The organism is Pseudomonas sp. LBUM1651, from assembly GCF_059716135.1.
Window position 1 is genome coordinate 533,552 of sequence record NZ_CP166805.1, and the last position, 24,032, is coordinate 557,583.

Here is a 24,032-nt window from a genome sequence, read left to right on the forward strand (position 1 = left end):
GGATTGCTTCTAACTTGCAGCTTGCAGCTTGCAGCTTTCCACTGCTCTTATCCGAGACAACCCCCTTGAACATTCAACCCAGCACTTACTCTCCTGACATCGCGGTGCCGACCGACAAACGTGTCTTCGGCGGCCGTGATCTGTTTTCCCTGTGGTTTTCCCTCGGCATCGGCCTGATGGTTTTGCAGACCGGCGCTCTGCTCGCGCCAGGTCTGGGCCTGTCCGGCTCACTGTTGGCGATCTTCCTTGGCACGCTGGTCGGCGTTCTGCTGCTGGCCGCTGTCGGCGTGATCGGCAGTGACACCGGCCTGTCGTCGATGGCCGCGCTCAAACTCAGCCTTGGCAAGCGTGGCGCGAGCCTGCCGGCGGTGCTGAACCTGCTGCAACTGATCGGTTGGGGCTCGTTCGAAATTATTGTGATGCGCGACGCGGCGAGCCTGCTGGGTGCGCGGGCGTTCAGCGAAGGCAGCCTGCTGTCCAGTCCGTTGCTCTGGACCTTGTTCTTCGGTGGATTGGCGACCTTGCTGGCCGTCAGCGGTCCGTTGACGTTCGTGCGGCAGATCCTGCGCAAGTGGGGTATCTGGCTGCTGCTGGTGGCGTGCATCTGGCTGACCTGGAACCTGTTCGCCAAAGCTGATCTGGCCGCATTGTGGGCGCAGGCCGGTGATGGTTCGATGCCGTTCGCCGTGGGCTTCGACATTGCGATCGCCATGCCGCTGTCGTGGTTGCCGCTGATTGCCGACTACTCGCGTTTCGGCAAGCGTGCGAAGAATGTCTTCGGCGGTACGGCGATCGGCTTCTTTATCGGTAATTTCTGGCTGATGAGCCTGGGCGTGGCCTACACCCTGGCGTTCGCGCCGAGCGGTGAAGTGAATGCCTTGCTGTTGGCATTGGCCGGCGCCGGCCTGGGGATTCCGCTGCTGCTGATCCTGCTGGACGAGTCGGAAAAAGCCTTCGCCGATATTCACTCGGCGGCCGTTTCCAGCGGGATTCTGTTGCGCTTGAAGGTCGAGCATCTGGCGCTGGCCATCGGTGTAATCTGCACCCTGATCGCCTACCTGGCGCCAGTGGCCCAGTACCAAAACTTCCTGCTGTTGATCGGTTCGGTGTTTGCGCCGCTGTTCGGCGTGGTGCTGGTGGATCACTTCATCCTGCGCAAACGGAGTGCTCAGGTGGCGTCAGCCGCATTGCGCTGGCCGGCGTTGCTCGCCTGGTTGGGCGGGGTGAGCACGTATCACTTGTTGGCTAATCTGTATCCGGACATCGGCGCAACCCTGCCGTCGTTGATTCTGGCAGGGCTGCTTCAGCTGGTGCTGGGCCGGGCCTTCAGTTACGGCCGGGAAACAGCTCGGGCTTGAGAATGCCGTTCAGGCGCGGGTAAGGGATCTTCAGTTCGACGTGGCCCAGCGCGTAAGGCGCGATGGTGCTCACTTCGTACTTGAGGATCACTCCGCCATAGGTCAGCGCCACGTTCTGGGTTTTCTGGAACGGCCAGCTCTTCACGAACTCCGGTTCCTGATCGAGCTTGGTGCTGATCAGCCAGCTGTTGTGCGCCACCTGCGCCGCTTTCCAGAACGCCTCTTCCTGCCCCGGCACCAACATGTCGGACAAGGTCAGCACTTTATGCTGCTGGCGCGAATAGTTGATGAAACTGCGGCCTGGCGTGCCATGCGCGCCGCCGGTGTCCAGGTAGCTGGAAAATTCCACGATCACCAAGCCGTCATGCTGCTCACGTACTTTCGCTTGCAGGTAACTGCTGTAGCGCGGGCCGGCGGTGCGCAAAAATTCATCGCGATACGCCACCAGCGTCGGTGCCACCGGGGCGTCGGGCGAGGTGCGGGTCATTTGCAGCAGGCGTTTTTCGACGATGCCGTCAAGCTGAGGCTCGGCGGGAAAGCGCAGGGTATCGATGTTCACCAACGGGCAGTCGGGCGTTGTGCAGCCCGGCTTCAGCGTTTCTGCTGCATCGCGGGTGGTTTCCAGCGGCGCCCGGTAGTTGGGCTGGAACAGACTCTGGCAAGCGCCCAGGGTCAGGGCGATTGCGGCCACGGAGGCGATTTTAAAAAGCGACATGGGCGTCCTTCATAAAACAGGGAAAGGCGAAAAGTTACCCGCTTCGACTCTCAACGAAGCAGTCAGTTCGCCACTAAGCTAATTAGAGTTGGTTTAGCCCTCACCGTCTATCCCGCTGACGGGAAAGGGGCTGCATCAAACGTCACGGGCGCGTTAGGATGGCGCGAAGTCGAGGCAGGAGCCTCGCTGCACATACGAGGATTGCCATGACTGATTTTGCCAACGCCATTCCGACCGCCGTCGATATCGTCCGGCGCGAAAAGTGCTACGAGGGCTTTTACAAGCTCGACCGTGTGCACTTGCGCCACGAGTTGTTCGCCGGGGGCATGAGCCGCGAAATCAATCGTGAAGTGTTTGTTCGCCACGATGCCGTCTGCGTGCTGCCTTACGATCCGCAGCGCGACGAAGTGGTGCTGATCGAGCAGTTTCGCGTCGGTGCCATGGGCAAGACCGATAACCCGTGGCTGATCGAACTGGTCGCCGGTCTGATCGATAAGGAGGAAGTGCCGGAAGAGGTTGCTCACCGCGAAGCGCAGGAGGAAGCTGGGCTTGTATTCGGGGCGCTGTGGCCGATGACCAAATATTTTCCATCGCCGGGCGGCAGCAATGAATTCGTGCATTTGTACCTGGGGCGTTGCGAGACAACCGGGGTCGGCGGCCTGCATGGGCTGGAGGAAGAAGCAGAAGATATCCGCGTTACGGTCTGGGCGTTCGAAGATGCCCTGCAAGCCGTACGCGACGGACGAATTGCCAACGCAGCCAGCATCATTGCCTTGCAATGGCTGGCATTGAACCGCGTTGAAGTGAGGGGGTTATGGTCGTAAACAAGTTGCGCGATCGTTATAGGGTGGACCTCGTGGGGCTGCAAGCTTCTTGCGAGGCCAACTACGCGCGCCTGATGCGACTGCTGCCGGACATGCGCAACGAACCGGCAGCGCGGCGCATCGCCGTGACCCACGGCGACCAGATGCTCGGCGTGCTGGCCCTCGAAGTGCTGCAGGTCTGTCCGTACACCACCACCCTGCAAGTGCGCCAGGAACACAGCCTGCCGTGGCTGCCGGTGCCGCAACTGGAAGTTCAGGTCTATCACGACGCCTGCATGGCCGAAGTGATCAGCGCCGAACATGCGCGACGCTTTCGCGGCATCTATCCTTACCCGAACGCCGCGATGCATCAGCCGGACGAAAAGGCCCAACTGAATATGTTTCTGGGGGAGTGGCTGAGCCATTGTCTGGCGTGTGGTCATGAGTACGCTGTTGTTCGCTGAGTGTGAACTGCGTCAGGTTCACAGGTTTCCTCTTTTGATCGTCCCCCAGCATAATTGCGGCACTCATCCAATCCCGTGTTCAGCCCTGGGAGAACGCCTTGCCGAGCGTATCCACATTAACCACCACCGATTCGGCGCTGCTGGTGCAGCTATCCGACAGTCATCTGTTTGCCGAGGCCGACGGTACGTTGCTGGGCATGAATACGCGCGACAGCCTGCAAAAGGTCATCGAACTGGTCAGGCTGCAACAGCCGCAGATCGATCTGATCATCGCCAGTGGCGATCTTTCCCAGGACGGGACGCTGGAGTCGTACCAGCAGTTTCGCGAACTGACCCGCCAGCTCGATGCGCCGGCGCGCTGGATTCCCGGTAATCACGATGAACCACGGATCATGGCCGAGGCCGCGGTGCAGAGCGCGCTGCTGGAGCCGGTGGTGGACATCGGAAACTGGCGCATTACCTTGCTCGACTCGGCTGTGCCGGGGTCGGTGCCGGGGTATTTGCAGGATGAGCAGTTGCAGCTGCTGGCCCGCTCGTTGAGCGAGGCACCGGAGCGGCATCATCTGGTGTGCTTCCATCATCATCCGGTGTCGATCGGGTGTGAGTGGATGGAGCCGATCGGGTTGCGCAATCCTGAGGCGTTGTTTGCCGTGCTGGATCGGTTTCCGCAGGTGCGTGCAGTTTTGTGGGGGCATGTGCATCAGGAAATTGATCAGGATCGCAACGGTGTACGCCTGATTGCCTCGCCATCGACCTGCATTCAGTTCGAGCCGGGCAGTGAGGATTTCAAGGTCGGTGAGCAGGCGCCGGGATATCGGTGGTTGCGGCTTCTGCCAAATGGACAGATTGAAACCGGCGTGGAGCGTGTCACCGGGTTCGATTACACGGTCGATTACGGCTCCAACGGCTACTGAATATCTGCGGTGCTGCCATCGCCAGCAGGCTGGCTCCCACATTGAATCTGCGTCGTGCACAAATCCCTGTGGGAGCCAGCCTGCTGGCGATGGCGTCCGCTCAGAAGACATGAATTTCGCGGATATCCCGATTCCCCCGACACGCTGTAAACTCCGCCTTCTTTACCCGACGCACAGGGAGTTCAAATGTCCGGTTCGATCCTTTATATCCACGGTTTCAACAGCGCGCCTTCGTCGAAAAAGGCCACGCAGTTGATCGAAGTGATGGAGCGTCTGGGCTTGAGCGATCACCTGCGTGTTCCGGCCTTGCATCACCATCCGCGCGAGGCCATCGGTCAGCTGGAACAGGCGATTGCCGAGCTGGGGCGGCCATTGCTGGTCGGCAGCTCACTCGGCGGCTACTATGCGACTCACCTGGCCGAGCGCCATGGCCTCAAGGCCCTGTTGATCAACCCTGCCGTCAGTCCGCACCGGATGTTCGACGGGTTCCTGGGGACGCAGAAAAACCTGTATACCGATGAGGCCTGGGAATTGACCCACGACCACGTGACGGCCCTGGCCGAGCTGGAAGTGCCGGCGCCCCGGGACCCGCTGCGTTATCAGGTGTGGTTGCAGACCGGCGATGAAACACTGGATTATCGCCTCGCCCAGCAGTATTACCGGGCCTGTGCCTTGCGCATTCAGGCCGGCGGCGACCATGGTTTCCAGGGTTTTGCCGGGCAATTGCCGGCAATGCTGAGTTTTGCCGGCATCGGCGCAGATTTGTATCAGGCGATCGATTTCACAGCACTGTGAACCTTCGCCTCTATTTCATAGAACATTTGACGACGAGACCCCATGGCCACTCCCAGCGCTAGCTCTTATAACGCAGACGCCATCGAAGTCCTCTCGGGCCTCGACCCGGTGCGCAAACGCCCCGGCATGTACACCGACACCAGTCGGCCGAACCACCTCGCCCAGGAAGTCATCGACAACAGCGTCGACGAAGCCTTGGCCGGGCACGCGACCTCGGTGCAGGTCATCCTGCACGCCGACCACTCCCTGGAAGTCAGCGATGACGGCCGTGGCATGCCGGTGGACATTCACCCGGAAGAGGGTGTTTCCGGGGTCGAGCTGATCCTCACCAAGCTTCATGCTGGTGGCAAGTTTTCCAACAAGAACTACCAGTTCTCCGGCGGTCTGCACGGGGTGGGTATTTCGGTGGTCAACGCCTTGTCGACCGAAGTCCGGGTGCGCGTAAAGCGTGACGGCAACGAATACCAGATGACCTTCGCCGACGGTTACAAGAAAACCGAACTGGAAGTGGTCGGCACCGTCGGCAAGCGCAACACCGGCACCAGCGTATTCTTCGCACCGGACCCGAAATACTTCGATTCACCGAAGTTCTCCATCAGTCGCCTCAAGCACGTGCTCAAGGCCAAGGCCGTTCTGTGCCCGGGGCTGCTGGTCAGTTTTGAAGACAAGGCCACCGGCGAAAAAGTCGAGTGGCATTACGAAGACGGCCTGCGTTCCTATCTGGTCGACGCGGTCAGCGAATTCGAGCGCCTGCCGGACGAGCCGTTCTGCGGCAGCCTGGCCGGTAATAAAGAAGCGGTCGACTGGGCGCTGCTGTGGTTGCCGGAAGGTGGTGACAGCGTGCAGGAAAGCTACGTCAACCTGATCCCGACGGCGCAGGGCGGTACCCACGTCAACGGTTTGCGTCAGGGTTTGCTGGATGCGATGCGCGAGTTCTGTGAGTTCCGCAGCCTGCTGCCACGCGGTGTGAAGCTGGCGCCGGAAGACGTCTGGGAACGCATCGCCTTCGTGCTGTCGATGAAAATGCAGGAGCCGCAATTCTCCGGCCAGACCAAAGAACGCCTGTCGTCCCGTGAAGCGGCGGCGTTCGTTTCCGGTGTGGTCAAGGACGCCTTCAGCCTGTGGCTCAACGCCCACCCGGAAACCGGCATGTTGCTGGCGGAACTGGCGATCAACAATGCCGGTCGTCGTCTGAAGGCCAGCAAGAAGGTCGAGCGCAAGCGCATTACTGCGGGTCCGGCGCTGCCGGGTAAACTCGCCGACTGCGCCGGGCAGGACCCGATGCGTTCCGAGCTGTTCCTGGTGGAAGGTGACTCCGCCGGCGGTTCCGCCAAACAAGCGCGGGACAAAGAGTTTCAGGCGATCCTGCCGTTGCGCGGCAAAATCCTGAACACCTGGGAAGTCGACGGCAGCGAAGTGCTGGCCAGCCAGGAAGTGCACAACATTGCCGTGGCGATCGGTGTCGATCCGGGCGCGGCGGACATGAGCCAGCTGCGTTACGGCAAGATCTGCATCCTCGCCGACGCCGACTCCGACGGTCTGCACATCGCCACGCTGCTGTGCGCGCTGTTCGTCCAGCATTTCCGCCCGTTGGTGGATGCCGGTCACGTCTACGTGGCCATGCCGCCGCTGTACCGTATCGACCTGGGCAAAGAGATTTACTACGCCCTCGACGAAGCCGAACGCGACGGGATCCTCGATCGTCTGGTTGCCGAGAAGAAGCGCGGCAAACCGCAGGTCACCCGATTCAAAGGCCTGGGCGAAATGAACCCGCCACAACTGCGCGAAACCACCATGGACCCGAACACTCGGCGTCTGGTGCAGCTGACCCTGGACGATTTCGAAGCGACTTCGGAAATGATGGACATGTTGCTGGCGAAGAAGCGCGCCGGTGATCGCAAATCCTGGCTCGAATCCAAAGGCAACCTGGCCGAGGTTCTTGGCTGATGCGGGTTGGCTTTGCCCTGGCGTGTGCGTTACTTCTGACCTCTGTTTCGGCGTTTGCCGAACCGGCACCGGAGTTGCGCCTGTTATCCGAGCATCCCGTGGAGGGCATGCGCGGTGGCAATCTGTCGGGGCTGGCCCAGTGTGGCAAAAATCTGTGGACCATTTCCGATCGCGATGACGATCAGATCTACCGACTCGAGACCAACGACACGGTCTGGCAGGCTGAAACCGTGCGCATCGGTGTGCCGCCATTACCGGACGGCGGTTTGCCCTGGGGCTTGCGTTCGCGAACCTGGGCGTCGTCGTTTGTACGTGGCGGGGACCTGGATTTCGAAGGCATCACCTGCGACAGCGCCGGTAATCGCTACATTGTCAGCGAATCCCATGCGGCGATTCTGCAAGTGCCGCCCGTTGGGCCGACGTCCTGGCTGAAGATCTCGCCGATGCTGGTTCGCGAAGCCCGGGCCAGTGGCATGTTGTTGCACTTCAACGCATTGTTCGAAGGCCTGGCGATCAATCCGGCCGGCGATCAGTTGTGGTTGGCCGCCGAGCGCGAGCGCCGTGGCCTGCTGTTGATCAAGCGCCAGCAAACGGTCTGGGATTGCGACGGCGGCTGTGTGCTGCTGAGCGAAGCCGGGATGGAAATGCAGCCGGCGAAATTTCCCAAGGCCAGAGCGGTGTCGCGGGATTTTGCCGATCTGTCCTTGTTCAACGGCAAGCTGTTCACCCTTGAGCGCAATGCGTTCGAGATTTGCCGCCGTGACGCGGTGACGGCCAAGGTCGAGCGTTGCTGGTCGTTTGCTGATGAGGCGTTGCAGGAGAATCGTCGTTATCCACAGGGCTATGGCCTGACGGAAGCGCTGATCGTGGACGCTGACGGGGCGTGGGTCGGTATCGACAACAACGACGGTGCCCGTGTTGATGGCGAATATCGCCCGATCGTATGGCGCTTCGCCGCGCCGGAAGGTGGCTGGAGCGCCAAGCCATGACCCCGCAAACGCCAGGAAAACGCGCCGGTCGGGTGTTTATGGTGCTGGCCTGGTGCGCGGCGCTGTTTCTGGCGACGCGGTTTTTCGGCCAATGGGAGGAGCGTCAGCAGAATCCCAACGTCGTCGTCAGCTCGGAACAGGGCGAAGGTTTTATCGAAGTGAAGCTGGCCAGCAACACCCAGGGGCACTTCGTCGCCAGCGGCCAGATCAACGGCCAGCCGGTGGATTTCATGCTGGATACCGGGGCAACCGACGTGGCGATCCCGGCGGAAATGGCCGAACGGCTGAAACTTGAACAAGGCTTCGGGGTGACCCTGAGCACCGCCAACGGTCGTACCGAGGGTTATCGAACCCGTGTCGACCGACTGCAACTGGGCGACATTGTGCTGCGTGATGTGCGCGCCATCGTCGTGCCAGGCCTGGATGGCAAGCAAGTGCTGCTCGGTATGAGCGCGCTGAACAAACTTGAATTTACCCAGCGCGGTGGCACCATGCTGCTGCGCCAGACAACGAACCGATGAGGCCCGCATGAGCGACTCCCTTGATCTCAGCCTGGACGGTGTAGAACGCCGGTCACTGGCTGACTTCACCGAAAATGCCTACCTCAACTACTCCATGTACGTGATCATGGACCGTGCCTTGCCGCATATCGGCGACGGCCTGAAACCGGTACAGCGCCGCATCATTTATGCGATGAGCGAGTTGGGGCTGGACGCCGATTCCAAGCACAAGAAATCGGCGCGTACCGTCGGTGACGTGCTCGGCAAGTTCCACCCGCACGGCGATTCGGCCTGCTACGAAGCCATGGTCCTGATGGCCCAGCCGTTCAGCTACCGCTACACGCTGGTCGACGGCCAGGGTAACTGGGGTGCGCCGGATGATCCCAAGTCCTTCGCCGCCATGCGTTACACCGAAGCGCGGCTGTCGCGTTATTCCGAAGTGCTGCTCAGCGAACTGGGCCAGGGTACTGCGGACTGGGGCCCGAACTTCGACGGCACCCTCGACGAACCACTGGTGTTGCCGGCACGTTTGCCGAACATCCTGCTCAACGGCACCACCGGGATCGCCGTGGGCATGGCCACCGACGTACCGCCGCACAACCTGCGGGAAGTCGCGACAGCGTGCGTGCGTTTGCTCGATGAGCCGAAAGCCACGGTCGAACAGCTCTGCGAACACATTCAGGGGCCGGATTATCCCACCGAAGCGGAAATCATTACCCCGCGCGCCGACCTGCTGAAAATCTATGAAACCGGTCGCGGTTCGGTGCGCATGCGCGCCGTGTACCACATCGAAGACGGCGACATCATCGTCACCGCGCTGCCGCATCAGGTGTCTGGCGCCAAGGTGCTGGAACAGATCGCGGCCATGATGCAGGCCAAACCGTCCAAGGCCCCGCAGATCGCTGACCTGCGCGACGAATCCGACCACGAAAACCCGTGCCGGATCGTGATCATTCCGGGCGCACGGAAAAACTTTGACCACGACGCGCTGATGCAGCACTTGTTCGCCAGCACCGAGCTGGAGTCGAGCTACCGGGTCAACATCAACATCATCGGCCTGGACGGCAAGCCGCAGCTGAAAAACCTGCGGGCATTGCTGGTCGAGTGGCTGGAATTCCGGGTGCAGACCGTGCGTCGTCGCCTGCAATTCCGCCTCGACAAGGTTGAGCGTCGTCTGCACCTGTTGGACGGTTTGTTGATCGCCTACCTCAACCTGGATGAAGTAATTCACATCATCCGCACCGAGGAGCATCCGAAAGCCGCACTGATCGCGCGTTTTGCCCTGAGCGAAATCCAGGCCGACTACATTCTCGACACCCGTTTGCGTCAGTTGGCGCGACTGGAAGAAATGAAGCTGCGCGCCGAGCAGGATGAACTGCTCAAGGAACAAGCCAAGCTGCAAGCCCTGCTGGGCAGCGAAGCCAAGCTGAAAAAACTGGTGCGCACCGAGCTGATCAAGGACGCCGAAACCTACGGCGACGACCGTCGGTCGCCAATCGTCGAGCGCGCCGAAGCCAAGGCCCTGACCGAACACGATCTGCTGCCCAACGAGAAAGTCAGCGTTGTGCTGTCGGAAAAAGGCTGGGTTCGCTCCGCCAAGGGTCATGAAATCGACGCAACCGGGCTTTCCTACAAGGCCGGGGATGGTTTCAAAGCCTTAGCGGCCGGGCGTTCCAACCAGTTTGCGGTGTTTATCGACTCCACCGGTCGCAGCTATTCGGTGGCCTCGCACACATTGCCATCGGCCCGAGGGCAGGGCGAACCGTTGACCGGTCGTCTGACGCCGCCGCCAGGGGCGACCTTTGAATGCGTCCTGATGCCAGAAGACGATTCGCTGTACGTGATCGCCTCCGACGCCGGTTATGGCTTCGTGGTCAAGGGTGAGGACTTCCAGGCCAAGAACAAGGCCGGTAAAGCGCTGCTGAGCTTGCCGAACAACTCGAAAGTCATTCTGCCGCGCCCGGTGGCTGATCGTGAGAACAACTGGCTGGCCTCGGTGACCACCGAAGGTCGCCTGCTGATCTTCAAAATCAGCGATCTGCCACAATTAGGTAAGGGCAAAGGCAACAAGATCATCGGGATTTCCGGTGAGCGTGTGGCCAGTCGCGAAGAATATGTCACGGACATCGCCGTATTGCCGGATGGCGCTACCCTGGTGCTGCAGGCCGGAAAACGTACCTTGTCACTGAAAGCGGACGACCTCGAACACTACAAAGGTGAACGTGGACGTCGTGGCAACAAACTTCCACGAGGCTTCCAGAGGGTAGATGCGCTGCTCGTCGAAAACCTCAATTAAGCGTGCTAGAGCGCTCGATCTGCGATTTAACGCGTAGATCGACGCTTTGCCGCTGGAGTCGGAACGCATATTCACGGATGATATGGCCTTTCCAAGCGCCGGCGTGGCCGAGCGTTCTTCATATTTTTTGAGTATTTTCACTGTGGTTAGCCTTGTGGCGACCACCTGGATGGGACGATGACTGCTCTGCGCCTTCCTTTTATTTTGATGCTCGCCGGCGTTCTTGGCCTGGCGGGTTGCAGCGTTCACCAACCGGTGTCGCTGTATCAGCTGGACAGCGGAAGTCCGGCTCAGCCTGCGCAAAGCGCGGGCATGGCGGTATTGCTCGGCCCGGTAACGGTCGCCGACTACCTGCAACGTGAAACATTGCTGCAGCGTCAGCCGGATGGCAGCCTGCAAGCTTCGGTGGATGGTCGTTGGGCAGGTAGCCTGTCATCCGATATCGATCAGCTGTTGTTGCGTCAGGTCGCGGGTCATCTGGACAGCCAGCGTGTGGTGCTGGCGCCGGCAACGGTCGGCTTCACGCCGGACGTTCAGGTGCTGCTGACCATCACGCGCCTGGATTCGGGTGAGTCGCAACCGGCGATCCTCGATGCACAATGGCGTTTGATCGACCGTCGCGGTCAGGTTCGCGATAACCGCATCATTCATCTGCAGGAACAACATGCCGGCGGTACAGCCGCGCAGGTTCAGGCTCAGGGTGTGTTGTTGCAGAAACTCGCCGAACAGCTGTCGACCGCGCTCAAGCCACTGGCCAACCAGCCACCGATTGCTGAAGCGCCAAAAAAACCGGCTGTCAAGCCTGTGGCACCGGCGGCGGAACAGGAAAAGCAGCCGAAGATCCCGATGGCTTCGCCGATTCGCACCGATATGGAAGTATTCAGGTTCTAAACCTGGATTGATTTGAAACAGAGCCTGCAGAGATGCGGGCTTCGTTGTTTCTGTGGGGTGAGATCTTCAGTGCTTCTGATGGCCTCTTCGCTGGCAAGCCACGCTCCTACAGGTTCCGTGCCGTACACACACACACACACACACATCGCGTGAGCGACACAACATTTGTAGGAGCATGGCTTGCCAGCGAAGGGGTCGGAACAGGCAACAAAAAAGCCCGCAGACAATCACTTGTCTGCGGACTTCTTCACATCAGGGCTAGCGGTTACGCCCGACGCTCATGCATCCGCGCCAGTTGCCGCTCCAGCATCGACGGATAAGGCTCCATCAACCGCTCTACACAGCACGCACCCTCAGGGCTGGCAATCGGACGGATCCGCGCACGCTGGCGAATCAGCGCGTCGTCACTGATCTTGCGCTCCACCAGCAGCAGATTGCGGCTGTGTTGCGACAGCGCCAGGGCGTCCTGGGCGGTTTCGGTCAGCAGCAGGTCAATCTGGCTCAGGCCGAACAACTCGTCGCCCAGGGTCAGGCCCAGCTGCAGTTGCAGGGTGATGCCGCTGTCCGCGACTTCGATCTGCAACTGATGGCCCAGCGCCCGCAGCAACTCACCGCAGCAAATGGCGTTGGTCAGGTAATCGTCGCCGCTGGCTTCGGTGTGGAACACCATCAGCGTGCTGCCATCGTTCAGGCTATGCAGTTCACCCTCATAGAGCGACGCGGCCTGGTCGAGGCAGTCGCGATAGCGTTTCAGCAATTCCTCCAGACGCGCCCGGGGCAGGCGGCGCAGTTGATCCTGAGCGCCCAGTTGCACGGCCAGCACCGCGCTGTGTTGCGGCACGTTCGATACCTGCGGTTTGACCACGGGCTTCAGTGCGCTCGTTACCGACTCGTCACGCAAATCGGCAAACGCATCATCGTCATCCTCATCTTCTACGGTGCTGACGATGTGCCGTGGCGCAGGCTTGAGGCCAGCAACAGGTTTGGTTTCATCAAAGCTCGGGTCCCGCAGATTGCGCACTTCGAAGGACGGCTCGTCGTCGGTGTCTTCGTAATCGCTTTCGTCGTACTCGGGTTCCGGCTCAGGCTCGGGCTCGGCCGGTTCCGGCGCGAAGTTGGCGTGCAGCTGACGAGCCAGGTCGCCGATTTCGTCCTGACGCCCGGTTGCCGGGGTGTATTCATCGATATTGCGCAGCCACACACGCAATTGCAGCAGCGGCGTGGAGATGTGCCGACCCAGGCGCAGGCTCAAGGCCAACGACAAGGCCAACAGAATCGCACTCAAAATGCCCATGCTTTGCAGGCTGATGGTCATCGGCTGCTGGAACTGATCCATGTCCAGGCTGATGCGCAGTTGCCCGGCAGTCACGTCCTGAAAGGTGATCTTGCTCTGGTACATGCCCTCGGCTTCGCCCAGCAGGCTGTGCTTGGGGCGCTGACCGGCTTCGGCGAGGATGCGGTTATCCACGCTGTAAATGGCAGCGTGGGCCACCAGCTTGTTCTTGGTCAGGTTGTTGAGCAGCACGTTGAGGCTGAGGATGTCGTTGGACACCAACAGCTCCGTGGCGGACGTGGCGGTCTGCGTGGTCAGGCTTTCGCCCAGGGCATCCGCCTGCTCGTGCATGGCCTGCTTGAACTGCAAACCCATCACGCAGGCGTAGATCACCAGGGCCAGAGCGACCAGGATCACGTTATGGCTGGCGATGCGCAATGCAATCGGTACACGGCGGTGGCGCAGTGCACGGAAGATCAGCAGAAAGAAGTTATCGGTTTTTACTGGCGTGGGCCGGTTCACTTGAGCTCGGCTCTTTTGTCCGTGAAGTTGACGCGCAGTATAGCGACAGGCCCTAGACCGGCAAAGCGCTCACGGTGCCCGATGGTCACTGAAAGTGGGTAGAATGCGGTTTTTTTCCACCTGCGGGGGTGCGCCTTGCGCGAAATCGTCCTGATAAACATCACGGGAGTCGACCGTCCGGGTCTGACTGCGGCCATTACCGGTGTTCTGGCCCAGGGTGGTGTGAACATTCTCGACATCGGTCAGGCGGTGATCCACGACACCCTGTCGTTCGGCATCCTGGTTGAAATTCCTGACACCGAGCAAGGCAAGTCGGTGCTCAAGGACATTCTGTTCACGGCTTACAAACTCGATCAGCAGGTGCGTTTCACGCCGGTGTCCGAAGAGGATTACCAGCAGTGGGTCGGCAATCAGGGCAAAAAACGCCACATCGTGACGCTATTGACCCGCAAAGTGACCGCCGGGCAATTGCAGGCCGTGAGCTCGATCACCGCCAAATATGGCCTGAACATCGACCACATCGATCGCCTGTCCGGGCGCATGCCGCTGGACACGCCGGCTGACAAGGGCAAAGGCTGCATCGAGTTTTCCGTGCGTGGCGAAGCGGCGGATCCGCAAGCGCTGCGGGCCGAATTCCTCAGCGTCGCCCAGGAATTGAACGTCGACATCGCCTTCCAGGAAGATTCGCTGTTCCGCCGCAACCGTCGTCTGGCGGTGTTCGACATGGACTCGACGCTGATCGAAGCCGAAGTCATCGACGAACTGGCCAAGGCCGCCGGTGTGGGCGATCGGGTTTCCGAGATTACCGAACGGGCGATGGCCGGCGAGCTGGATTTCCGCGCCAGCTTCAAAGAGCGTCTGGCCTTGCTCAAAGGACTGGACGTCAGCGTGCTGGATTCGATCGGCGCCTCGCTGCGCCTGACCGAAGGCGCCGAAACCCTGTTCGCCGAACTCAAGCGTCTTGGATACAAGACCGCGATTTTGTCGGGTGGCTTCACTTACTTCGCCAAGCAATTGCAGGCCAAGCTGGGCATCGACTACGTGTTCGCCAATGAGTTGGAAGTGGTTGATGGCAAAGTGACTGGCGTGGCGGTCGAGCCGATCGTCGATGCGCAGCGCAAGGCGGATCTGCTGAAGGAGCTGGCGCACAAGGAAGGTTTGCGTCTGGAGCAGACCATTGCGGTCGGCGACGGTGCCAACGATTTGCCGATGCTGGCGATTGCCGGGCTGGGTGTGGCATTCCGCGCCAAGCCGCTGGTCAAGCAGTCGGCGAAGCAGGCGATTTCCACGCTGGGGCTGGATGGCGTGCTGTACCTGCTGGGCTTTCGGGATCGTGACGGGCAGCTCTGAGTTTCCCAGAATTCAGACAGTGCCTTTGTGGCGAGGGAGCTTGCTCCCGCTGGGCTGCGAAGCGGCCCCCAAAAACAGGACTTCGCAGTCCTCACGGGAGCAAGCTCCCTCGCCACAGATGTCTGCTCAATCTTCAAAGCGTCTTCCACAACGAATCAAATTCCTCCTCGTTTCCGACCACGCCGCTCCCCGCGGCGTTTTCGTTTCTGGCAGCCTCCAGCGAGCGATAGGCAAACTGATTAAAACTGTTTGTGCTCGCCACCCGTCGATCCAGCCCGGCCCGGCGTTCCTCGCCGTTGGTGTTGATCAGTACCTTGTTACCTTCCTGAAAGGGCAGGCGCGGGGCGAGCAAGGTGGCCGGCAGGTCTATCGCGCTGATGGCGGGCAGTAGCAGGCCACGCAAGTATTGGCTGTGGTCGTCACGGGTGCGCACCAGTTGCAGGCCGCAAGGTTCGGCGTAGGGCGCGACTTGCTCGATACCCATTTGCGTGCCGCCGCCGCGAACATGGCGGATCCAGCGCACCACCGCGATGCTCCAGCCCGCCCCTGCCATATCCTCGATGCCGACCATCTCGCCAGCCTGCAGCTCGGCCGGCACTGCACCGGGCCAGGCCAGGCAATAACCGCCCGGGCTGTGATTGATCACCGGCAAGGTGTAGGTCGGAAAGTGACGGTTGCGGTCGGACGCTTCGTGACTGTCGTCATTCTGAAGTTGCGGGTATTCGATTTCTTCGTAGGGCAGCAACGCGTCGGCGGTGCCTTGTGGCGCCGCGTCGAAGGCATGGTGCCATTGGTCTTTTTCCCGAAGGGAGGGCGAGGTCGCCGTGAACTGCGCGCGGCCGGCACCGGGATGTTTCAGAATCTCGCTGAATGGACGCTGCCCGCCCAGATAGAAGTGCAGCGCGCTCATGCCCACGCACAAGGTCAAGGTGCCTTGACTGGCCGTGCGCTGGAAACTGCGTTCGGCCGCCTGGCCCCAGGCGGCATTCAGGTGTTGCAGCGTATCCAGGCTCAGTCCTGCCGGCACGGGCAGTGGCACCGGACTGTCGGTTTTTTGCAAATGGGCTTCAATGGCTGTGACCAGCGGCAGCGGATCGAGCCCCAGCAAGCTCTCCTGTTGCTCGGGCCGGAATTTCGAGCGGTAACGCGGTCCGATGTCGAGCTCCGGTGCGACGCCAAACAGTCCGTCGGCCGCAGATTCCGGTTGCAGCTTGATCAATTTGCTCCACGGCTCCAGCACTTCGGCAAGCCGCGCGATCTGGTTCTGGCGCAGTTGATTGCATCGTGCGGCGCCCAGCAGCAATGCGACCACGTACGTCTGTTCGATGCTCAGGGTTTGCGTCTGGCTGGCCAGCTCATCGCGCAGGCTCAGGTGCTGGAGCCGATGGGAACAGGCAATGCGATACAGCTGGTGCAGTTCCAGCCATACACCTTCCGGCACCGGGCAATAGAGCTGGGTGGCGCGGATCAGAGGTCCGTTGAGGCAATGGATCGCCCGTTGCAATGCCTGGGCCAGCAGGGGTGCGCGGTCCTTGCTGAAGCGCGGCGAGATGCGCACGACGATCTGTTTATAGCCAATCGCCAAATGACTTTGCAGCGCCTGGCAGAGGTTGGCGATCTTGCGCGAGCGCTCGTCGAGGACAATCGACTGGTGCAGGAAATGCCGCTCCAGGTGCTTGCAGACGTAATACACCTCGGGCCGCAGTAACTCGAGCAGTTGCAGGCGATTATCGCTGGGTGTCAGTAACTGGTTCAGTTCGCTCAAGCCTTGATAGAGCTGGCGAGCGGTTTCGCCGATGTTGGCTTTGGGCAGGTTGGCGATCCAGCGCTTGAGGTCGCGCGGGGTGGCTTCGCAGAACGACAGGCGCAATTGTGCAGGGATCGGGGCGCGTAGCAGGAGGTGGGGACTGGTCTCATTCATGCCGTGAACAAACTCCAACCGGGAAAAAGGGCAGTGAATGACTTGACTGTAGCAGTTCTGGTCGGCGACCGTTTGTCTGTCAGCCGAGTGAGGTTCGGGCGTGCTACTAATCTGACAGACGTGCGACTGGATACGCACGGTCGTACGGCCTGCTGTCTGTGCTGGGCAGGTCTCTCGTAACTTCAAGGAGATGAAGTTTATGTCTAGATACGTAGTGGCAAATCAATGGGGCGGTAGTTCGGCACCCTGGCATCCGGGCGGAGACTGGACGTTAGGCGCGCGGGACAACCAGAAGGTTGTCGCGATCGAGATCAAGTCGAGCGATGGCGGCAAGAGCTTCACCGGCACCATGACGTACTCGGGTGAAGGTCCCATTGGCTTCAAGGCTCAGCGCACGGGCCAGAACCAGTACAACGTTGAAAATCAGTGGGGCGGCAACGACGCTCCATGGCATCCGGGTGGCAAATGGGTCATCGGAGGCCGGGACAATCAGAACGTTGTCGCGTTGAGCGTGACCTCCAGTGATGGAGGGAAAAACCTCAGTGGCACCAATACCTACGCCAACGAAGGACCGATCGGCTTTCGCGGGCAGATAGAGTAGCGGCACCACCGAAATGTCCGACCCCACGAAGACGTTCGTGGGGTTCGGATCAGGGGATCAGGCTTTTGGCAGGCCCATGCCCTGGCCCATCTGCACCGGCGAACCGGCCGCCAGTTCTTCAGCCCACTGCACTTGATCAGGGCCGAACAGCACAACAGCCGTCGAACCCAGTTTGAAACGACCCAGTTCCGCACCTTTTTCCAGGTGGATCGGCGCACGAGCCGCTTCGTCGTAGCGAAAGGTTTTCAGCTCGCGCTTCGGTGGCGTCACCAAGCCAGCCCAAACGGTTTCGATCGATGCGACGATCATCGCGCCCACCAGCACCACGGCCATCGGCCCGCGCTCGGTGTCGAAAATGCACGCCACACGCTCGTTGCGGGCAAACAATTCCGGAACGTTTTCAGCGGTGGTCTGGTTGACCGAGAAAATCCGCCCCGGAATGTAGACCATCTCGCGCAATGTGCCGGCCAGCGGCATGTGCACGCGGTGGTAGTCCTTCGGCGACAGGTAAATGGTCGCGAAATTACCGCCCATGAACGGCGCTGCGTTGGCAGCGTCACCGCCCAGCAACTCCAGCACGCTGAAGCTGTGGCCCTTGGCCTGGAAGACGCGGCCGTGCTCGATCGGGCCAAGCTGGCTGACGGCGCCGTCGGCCGGGCTGAGGATCGCGCCCGGGGTTTCGTCCAGCGGACGAGCGCCGTCTTTCAATGCGCGGGTGAAGAACGCGTTGAAATGCTCGTAAGCCGTCAGGTCTTCGACCAGGGCCTGGGACATGTCCACCTGATAACGCTTGGCGAACCACGCGGTAAACGCATTCTTGAACCAGCGCACGCGGCATTCGGCGATGCAGCCGGCCAGTCGCGAGAGCAAGTGGTGGGGCAGCAGGTATTGGCTGAGGATAAACAAACGCTTATTCATTAACTGTCCTTAAAAACCTTAAATCTCAACAGGCGTATCGGGATGGTTACCCCATTCGCCCCAGGAGCCGGCGTAGCCTTTGACCCGCGGATAACCGAGGGACTTGGCCACCAGATAGGTGAAGCCAGAACGGTGGTGAGTCTGGCAGTGGGTAATTACTTCTTTGTCTTTGCTGATCCCGAGTTGTTCGAGGATTTGCGGCATGTCCGTGCGGATGCGCAGGTTGCGCGCCCGGTCCATGCCCGCGGTCCATTCGAAATTGACCGCGCCGGGAATGTGGCCGCCCTTGGCCGCGAGGACTTTCTCGCCGGAGTACTCCAGCGGCCCGCGCGCGTCCCAGATGGCCAGGTCGGCGGCACCGAGACGGCTTTGCAGGTATTCGCGGGTGGCGGTGGGTTCATCGTGCAGGGTCAACGCAACCGGGCCGCCGACCGCGGGCGGGATCTGGATCGACATCGGCGAGCCTTCTGCCAGCCAGGCCGTCAGACCACCGTCGATGTAGTGGTACTTGCTGTGGCCGATGACGTCCAGCAACCAGATAAAACGCCCGGCCCAACCGCCGCCTTCGTCGTCATATACGACGTAGACCGCATCGGGATTGTGGCCCAGCTCACCGAACAACGCTTCGAGTGCCGCGTGCGGCGGCATCAAGCCTGGCGCAGGCGGTTGGCCGAGTTGCGTGCGTTTCGGATCGACAAAACGCGCACCGGGAATATGCCCTTCGGCATAGCGGGCGCTGCTGGTCAGGTCCACCAGAATCAGTTCGCGGGCGTCGAGGCGAGAGAGCAAGTCGCTCGGTTCGATCACCAGCGGCAAGCCAGAGAAGTCAGACATGTGAGGTCTCCAGAGCACAAAGGGGAGGATTGTAGCGGGTCATTGGCCGCGATGGCTAAAGCTGTGCAGGGCTTTCTCGATGCACTGCGCGGTTTTGCCAAAGGCCTGCACGGTGATTTCAGAGAACGGCCCGCCGCCCTGATCCGCCACCACGATCATGATCACGCGACCGTTGTTGACCAGCGAGCGCAACAGTAGGTGTTCGCCACCGAACTGTGAACGCAGGCCGGCCGGCAGCAGCGCCGAAAATTGCGCGTTGTTGGCCGGTGTCAGGCGCACCTGGGCCTGTTGCGAAAGCAGGCGTTGCAGCACGGTGCTTTGGCTGACCACGAAATTCAGGCCGGCGGTTTCTTTCGGCAACCCGGCGATCTGGTGCACGCGCAGATTGGCGTGCGTGCGGTCGGCCATCAGGATCATCACCCGACGCATGCCGCACGCGACCAGCGCGTCACGGGCCGAGTTGGTCAAGTGCATGGCATTGGTGAAACGACTCGGCTCTACCAGCAGCTCGGCGCATTGTGTGCGCCACTTGGCCAGGTCCTCGGCGGTCGGTGCGGGGGCGGGCAGCAGACCGGCGTGAACGCGGTTCATGCCCCACGGCCAGAGCAGCGCAACGGCTGGGTGCCAGAGGTCCGGCATGGCGTGTTGGCGCGCACTGTTGGCGGCCTGCTGGTGCAATTGCTGTTGCACCTCGTCCATCGGCATTTGCAGGTAAAGGCTGGTCAGGTATTGCCAGCGTTCACTGTGCGGACTGTCCCAGGCCTGTTGCGCCGACAGCGCCAGGCCGTTGGCCAGCAGCACCGTGTTGGCCGGTTGATTGAGCCAGCGGCGCAGCGTTGGATCGTCATCGAGACGGTTCTGTTGGCGCAATGGATGATCGCTGTCGCGCGCAATGCGCAGGACTTTCACCAGCTCCCGTTGTTCATTAAGCAACAGCTTGTAACCCTGCAGCACCCAGATTGGCAGGTGCCAGATCTCCACCAGCGCCTGAGCGATTTCCAGCAGGGGAACGCCAAACAATTGCTTCTCGACGTTGCGCGCCGACTCGCCTTTATGGATGACCCGCAGCTCCCATTCTTCAAGCAACTGCGGATGGGTGAACGCCATCGGCCACAGCGGCGAAAGAAACAGCAGGCTGCCCCAGTGGATGTCCTGCCACAACCGCGCCAGGCGAGCGGCGAAAAAACCGTTGGCCTGTTGCGTCGCGTGCTGACTGATCATCTGCAACTGACGCAGGGCCACGGGGATTTGCGATTCAGGTTCCGCGGGCAGCCGGGCGAGCAGTTCTTCGGTGCGCTTCAAACCGAGGCGATTGATCGCCACCTCAAGGTTTTCCGCAGGCTCGGTCATGCTGCCGTGGGTGTGCCGGTTGGCTTCGCGGATCACGCTCAAGGCCAGGGCAGGGCTTTCCTGCATCAGCTCGGCGATATCGCGCAGCGAGCTGCGGTCGTCGCGGATGGCCTTGCAGACCCGGTCATGACTGGCCTGCGGAACCGGCAGGCGCACGCCATCGAGAAGCTTTACCCAGCCTTGGAGTGTGGTCGGTTTTGGAGCTGGAACGTTCGTTTCGTTAGCCATGGTTGGACGCGATCACCGTCTGCATTACCTATGCCCGGAGCGGGCCAAATTGGCTTTTCGCCTGAACTGCCTATAGTCTGGCGCAGTTTTGCCGATAAGTAGAAGAAGAGATTTTTTAACTTCCGAATATGACCTTGAACCCGACTCAGTAAGTGCTCTCCTACCTATGGCTAAAATAATCGGCATCATCGTCGTATTCGCGAGCGTGCTCGGCGGATACGTGCTCTCCCACGGCAAGATTGCCGCACTGATTCAGCCCTTCGAGGTGATGATTATCGGGGGTGCGGCCCTTGGTGCATTCCTGCAGGCCAACCCCGGTCACATGACGATGCACGTGCTCAAGAAATCCTTGAGCATGTTCAGTTCACGCTTCAACCATACGTTCTACCTTGAAGTGCTGGGTCTGATTTACGAGATCCTCAACAAGAGCCGCCGCGAAGGCATGATGGCGATCGAAGGCGATATCGAAGACGCCGCCGCGAGCCCGATCTTCGCCAAGTACCCGGCTGTGCTCAAAGATGAACGCATGACCGCGTACATCTGCGATTACCTGCGCATCATGTCCTCCGGCAACATGGCTCCCCATGAGCTTGAAGGCCTGTTCGACATGGAGCTGACCAGCCTCAAGGAAGACCTGGACCATCCCTCCCACGCCGTCAACGGCATTGCCGATGCCATGCCGGGTTTCGGTATCGTCGCGGCGGTACTGGGTATCGTGGTGACCATGGCCTCCCTGGGTGAAAGCGATCAGAAAATGATTGGCCTGCACGTGGGTGCGGCACTGGTCGGTACCTTCTTCGGTATTCTGGCTGCCTACGGTTTCTTCGGTCCCCTGGCGCATGCTCTGGGTCATGATGCCAAGGAAGAACTGAACGTCTACGAAGCCATCAAGGCCTCGTTGGTCGCGTCGGCCTCCGGCATGCCGCCATCGCTGGCGGTGGAGTTCGGCCGCAAGGTTCTGTACCCGGCACACCGTCCTAGCTTCGCTGAGCTGGAACAAGCGGTTCGCGGTCGTTAAGTCATGGAAAACAACCAGCCGATAATCATCAAGCGCGTCAAGAAATACGCGGGCGGGCATCACGGGGGCTCCTGGAAAATCGCCTTCGCCGACTTCGCGACGGCGATGATGGCGTTCTTCCTGGTGTTGTGGCTGCTGTCCACTGCCACACCGGAACAGAAGATCGCCATCGCCGGTTACTTCAAGGACCCGGTCGGCTTTTCCGAAAGCGGCACGCCTTACATCATCGACCTGGGCGGCACGCCGACCCTGGCGCCGGAAAACACCCTCAACCCAGAGGTGAAATCCCAGCCGCAGCCGGACAAGGTGACCATCGACGCCGAACAGGTCGAAGGCATGGCCGAGATGGTCGAGAAGGAGCGCCTCGAACTGTTGCTGCAAGAACTGCAGAGCAAGGTCGAAGAGAACCCGCAACTGAAGAAATTCAAGGACCAGATTCTGTTCGAGATTACGCCGGACGGTTTGCGCATCCAGATCGTGGACGCCGAAAACCGCCCGATGTTCGACTCAGGCTCAGCGCGTCTGAAACCGTATTTCGAAGACATCCTGCTGGCCATGGCCGACACCATCAAGGCGGTGCCGAACAAGATCAGCATCAGCGGTCATACCGACGCCAAGCCGTATTCGGGCACAGGCGACTTCGGTAACTGGGAACTCTCGGCCAACCGGGCCAACGCCGCACGTCGGGCGTTGGTGGCGGGCAGTTATCCGGATAAGCAAGTGGCGCGCGTCGTCGGTTATGCCTCGTCGGCGTTGTTCGATCGCGAGAACCCGCTCAACCCGGTCAACCGCCGAATTGACATTATCGTGCTGACCAAGAAAGCTCAGCGTGCCATCGAAGGTTCGCAAGGCGCGGAGCCTGCTCCGGAGTCGACGCAAGGGCAGGGCGGCCCGGGTGAAGTGCCGGCCGACCCGAACGCGTTGCCGGCAGATAAAGAGCCATTGCCGGCCCATGAGCTGCGCGAGCGTTTGAATCTGTTCGATGACCCGGCACCGAAACCGGGTGAGCCGCCGAAGCAGTGACCCATGGAAAAGCCGACAGTGATGTCGGCTTTTTTTGCTTTGGTTTGGAGGTCACTTCATTTTCAGTATGAGAACGGTCCCTTGTAGGAGCCGGCTTGCTGGCGATGGCGGCCCTATGGCTGGCGTGGGTTTATGGGTGTGGACATATCCATTTCTGCGGTAACGGCCGCCTATGGTTCCGCCCTTACGGCGGGTCACTTGGAAGAGCGCCAAGTAACCAAGCGCTTTTGCCCCTTTCGTTCGGTGCCTCGCTAGTGCTCGGCATGCCCTCGCTCCGGTCCTGCTCCGTGGGCCCGCCGCCATCGGCCATCCATGGCCGGGGGCGGCTACCGCGGCATCCTTGCCGCGGTGCCCACTGCGCAGAACCTCCACTCGGCCTCTCGAGGGGGCGACTACCGCCAAAGCAATCGAGGCGGCCTGCCAGCCGACCTGGTTGCCAGGTTGTACGCGTCCCCCCCTGTAGGAGCCGGCTTGCTGGCGATGGTCGTCAACGATAACGCGTGCTGTCTGAATCAACGCGGCGCACTTGCGTCCATCGCCAGCAAGCCGGCTCCTACAGGATTTGCGCTTATCCCAGTTCCGTCATACGACGTCGAATTCTGCAAGAAAGAATTTTGATCCGCTTGATTGCAGTAAAAATCAAGGAATGAGGAATGTCCGAGAAAAGCGTAGGAAGTCTCCGAAACGCATAAACCGGGTTTTTCTTCGCTTAAGGCTTGCCTATAGTTTGCCCGTCACCGACAAATCGGTGATCGACTTTAGCCGGTCGTAACAGATGATGCACAAGCGCCAGTATAATCGCGGCGCTTTTTGCTGCCTGGCAACTACATGTCTATGGTGGCTGTGCGTGGGACACCTCCGGGTGTGCCGGGTTCATCTGTCCGGTCGGCTAACCCGCGTACAGCTACCACCCCAATTCGTTTAGCCGCGAGAGGGTGGGAGTTTCACCTATCAGATGAGGTTCAAGTCATGCCCAAATACCATCCTCTGCAAGGCAACTTCAGCGTCGGCCCGACGCTGTACATCGACACCGAAGCCCGCGCTGCCGATCTCCTCGAAACCGCCGTCCACCGACTCAAAGCCGCGCGTAATCTGCTCAACAGCGTCACCTGCCTGTGCGTCAAAGAAGCCGAAGGACACGACTTGGAGCATTTCGCCAATGCTGCACACATGTTGATCCAGGACGGCTGTGATGCCCTGGATGTGCTGGGCTGGACCCTGGAAAAAGCTGCACGCTGAAAATGAGAAAGCCGCGAGATGATCGCGGCTTTTTTGTGTCTACGGGACGCTACTGATCATTTTCGTGGCGTCACGAAAATGAT

Annotated in this window: 21 protein-coding genes; 15 read left to right on the plus strand and 6 right to left on the minus strand. The window is 60.5% G+C overall.

What is annotated here, in order from left to right; translation table 11 throughout:
- The first annotated feature begins 65 nt into the window (after window positions 1-65).
- Window positions 66-1,358 (plus strand): putative hydroxymethylpyrimidine transporter CytX, encoded by a 1,293-nt coding sequence (gene cytX / locus ACA066_RS02470; protein WP_497697994.1) that lies wholly within the window; start codon window positions 66-68, stop codon window positions 1,356-1,358.
- Here cytX and ACA066_RS02475 read toward each other — a convergent pair.
- Window positions 1,327-2,073, minus strand: a complete 747-nt coding sequence (locus ACA066_RS02475) for an RsiV family protein (RefSeq protein WP_497697995.1) — start codon at window positions 2,071-2,073, stop codon at window positions 1,327-1,329. The two genes, cytX and ACA066_RS02475, sit on opposite strands and share 32 nt — an antisense overlap.
- Window positions 2,074-2,279: 206 nt before the next feature.
- On the opposite strand from ACA066_RS02475, the gene ACA066_RS02480 reads away from it, so the two are divergent.
- The 9 genes from ACA066_RS02480 (at window position 2,280) to ACA066_RS02520 (ending at window position 11,672) form a co-directional block, all read left to right on the plus strand.
- On the plus strand, window positions 2,280-2,897 hold the full coding sequence (locus ACA066_RS02480) for an NUDIX domain-containing protein (protein ID WP_214380393.1): 618 nt from the start codon (window positions 2,280-2,282) through the stop codon (window positions 2,895-2,897).
- The gene (locus ACA066_RS02485) at window positions 2,888-3,340 is read left to right on the plus strand and encodes a DUF1249 domain-containing protein (RefSeq protein WP_497697996.1); all 453 of its coding nucleotides are present in this window, start codon (window positions 2,888-2,890) and stop codon (window positions 3,338-3,340) included. Before ACA066_RS02480 ends, ACA066_RS02485 begins: the two co-directional genes overlap by 10 nt.
- Window positions 3,341-3,438: 98 nt before the next feature.
- Window positions 3,439-4,254 (plus strand): 3',5'-cyclic-AMP phosphodiesterase, encoded by an 816-nt coding sequence (cpdA, locus tag ACA066_RS02490; RefSeq protein ID WP_497697997.1) that lies wholly within the window; start codon window positions 3,439-3,441, stop codon window positions 4,252-4,254.
- Between the two features lie 186 nt (window positions 4,255-4,440).
- The gene (locus ACA066_RS02495) at window positions 4,441-5,049 is read left to right on the plus strand and encodes a YqiA/YcfP family alpha/beta fold hydrolase (RefSeq protein ID WP_497697998.1); all 609 of its coding nucleotides are present in this window, start codon (window positions 4,441-4,443) and stop codon (window positions 5,047-5,049) included.
- Window positions 5,050-5,091: 42 nt separating this feature from the next.
- Window positions 5,092-6,996, plus strand: coding sequence for a DNA topoisomerase IV subunit B (gene parE, locus ACA066_RS02500; protein WP_214380396.1), 1,905 nt, complete (start codon window positions 5,092-5,094; stop codon window positions 6,994-6,996).
- Complete coding sequence (locus ACA066_RS02505) at window positions 6,996-7,985, plus strand: esterase-like activity of phytase family protein (RefSeq protein WP_497697999.1); 990 nt, start codon at window positions 6,996-6,998, stop codon at window positions 7,983-7,985. Before parE ends, ACA066_RS02505 begins: the two co-directional genes overlap by 1 nt.
- On the plus strand, window positions 7,982-8,506 hold the full coding sequence (locus ACA066_RS02510; RefSeq protein ID WP_084320924.1) for a retropepsin-like aspartic protease family protein: 525 nt from the start codon (window positions 7,982-7,984) through the stop codon (window positions 8,504-8,506). Before ACA066_RS02505 ends, ACA066_RS02510 begins: the two co-directional genes overlap by 4 nt.
- 7 nt (window positions 8,507-8,513) lie before the next feature.
- A complete protein-coding gene (gene parC, locus ACA066_RS02515; RefSeq protein ID WP_497698000.1) occupies window positions 8,514-10,781 on the plus strand; it encodes a DNA topoisomerase IV subunit A in 2,268 nt (755 codons plus the stop codon).
- A gap of 177 nt (window positions 10,782-10,958) precedes the next feature.
- Window positions 10,959-11,672: a PqiC family protein gene (locus ACA066_RS02520; protein ID WP_497698001.1), complete on the plus strand. Its 714-nt coding sequence runs from the start codon at window positions 10,959-10,961 to the stop codon at window positions 11,670-11,672.
- A 265-nt stretch (window positions 11,673-11,937) separates the two neighbouring features.
- On the opposite strand, the gene ACA066_RS02525 is transcribed toward ACA066_RS02520, so the two are convergent.
- Complete coding sequence (locus ACA066_RS02525; protein WP_497698002.1) at window positions 11,938-13,467, minus strand: AhpA/YtjB family protein; 1,530 nt, start codon at window positions 13,465-13,467, stop codon at window positions 11,938-11,940.
- 135 nt (window positions 13,468-13,602) lie between these two features.
- On the opposite strand from ACA066_RS02525, the gene serB reads away from it, so the two are divergent.
- On the plus strand, window positions 13,603-14,817 hold the full coding sequence (serB, locus tag ACA066_RS02530) for a phosphoserine phosphatase SerB (RefSeq protein WP_497698003.1): 1,215 nt from the start codon (window positions 13,603-13,605) through the stop codon (window positions 14,815-14,817).
- Between the two features lie 133 nt (window positions 14,818-14,950).
- On the opposite strand, the gene ACA066_RS02535 is transcribed toward serB, so the two are convergent.
- Complete coding sequence (locus ACA066_RS02535) at window positions 14,951-16,738, minus strand: cyclic-di-GMP receptor FimW-related protein (RefSeq protein ID WP_497698004.1); 1,788 nt, start codon at window positions 16,736-16,738, stop codon at window positions 14,951-14,953.
- Window positions 16,739-16,937: 199 nt separating this feature from the next.
- Here ACA066_RS02535 and ACA066_RS02540 point away from each other — a divergent pair, with 199 nt between their 5' ends.
- On the plus strand, window positions 16,938-17,339 hold the full coding sequence (locus tag ACA066_RS02540) for a lectin OAA family protein (RefSeq protein WP_084320918.1): 402 nt from the start codon (window positions 16,938-16,940) through the stop codon (window positions 17,337-17,339).
- 57 nt (window positions 17,340-17,396) lie between these two features.
- On the opposite strand, the gene asd is transcribed toward ACA066_RS02540, so the two are convergent.
- Genes asd through ACA066_RS02555 form a run of 3 tightly spaced genes read right to left on the minus strand, consistent with a single transcriptional unit; the run spans window position 17,397 to window position 20,669 of the window.
- The gene (gene asd, locus ACA066_RS02545) at window positions 17,397-18,257 is read right to left on the minus strand and encodes an archaetidylserine decarboxylase (protein ID WP_497698005.1); all 861 of its coding nucleotides are present in this window, start codon (window positions 18,255-18,257) and stop codon (window positions 17,397-17,399) included.
- 18 nt (window positions 18,258-18,275) lie between these two features.
- Complete coding sequence (locus ACA066_RS02550; protein ID WP_497698006.1) at window positions 18,276-19,091, minus strand: rhodanese-like domain-containing protein; 816 nt, start codon at window positions 19,089-19,091, stop codon at window positions 18,276-18,278.
- 39 nt (window positions 19,092-19,130) lie between these two features.
- The gene (locus ACA066_RS02555; protein WP_497698007.1) at window positions 19,131-20,669 is read right to left on the minus strand and encodes an HDOD domain-containing protein; all 1,539 of its coding nucleotides are present in this window, start codon (window positions 20,667-20,669) and stop codon (window positions 19,131-19,133) included.
- 166 nt (window positions 20,670-20,835) lie between these two features.
- Between ACA066_RS02555 and motA the strand changes: the two genes are divergently transcribed.
- From motA to ACA066_RS02570, 3 genes are all read left to right on the plus strand, one after another.
- Entirely contained in the window at window positions 20,836-21,687 is an 852-nt protein-coding gene (gene motA / locus ACA066_RS02560; RefSeq protein WP_253546778.1) for a flagellar motor stator protein MotA, read from the plus strand.
- A 3-nt stretch (window positions 21,688-21,690) separates the two neighbouring features.
- Complete coding sequence (gene motB / locus ACA066_RS02565) at window positions 21,691-22,710, plus strand: flagellar motor protein MotB (protein WP_497698008.1); 1,020 nt, start codon at window positions 21,691-21,693, stop codon at window positions 22,708-22,710.
- A gap of 969 nt (window positions 22,711-23,679) precedes the next feature.
- Window positions 23,680-23,949, plus strand: a complete 270-nt coding sequence (locus tag ACA066_RS02570; protein WP_497698009.1) for a hypothetical protein — start codon at window positions 23,680-23,682, stop codon at window positions 23,947-23,949.
- Window positions 23,950-24,032 lie beyond the last annotated feature (83 nt).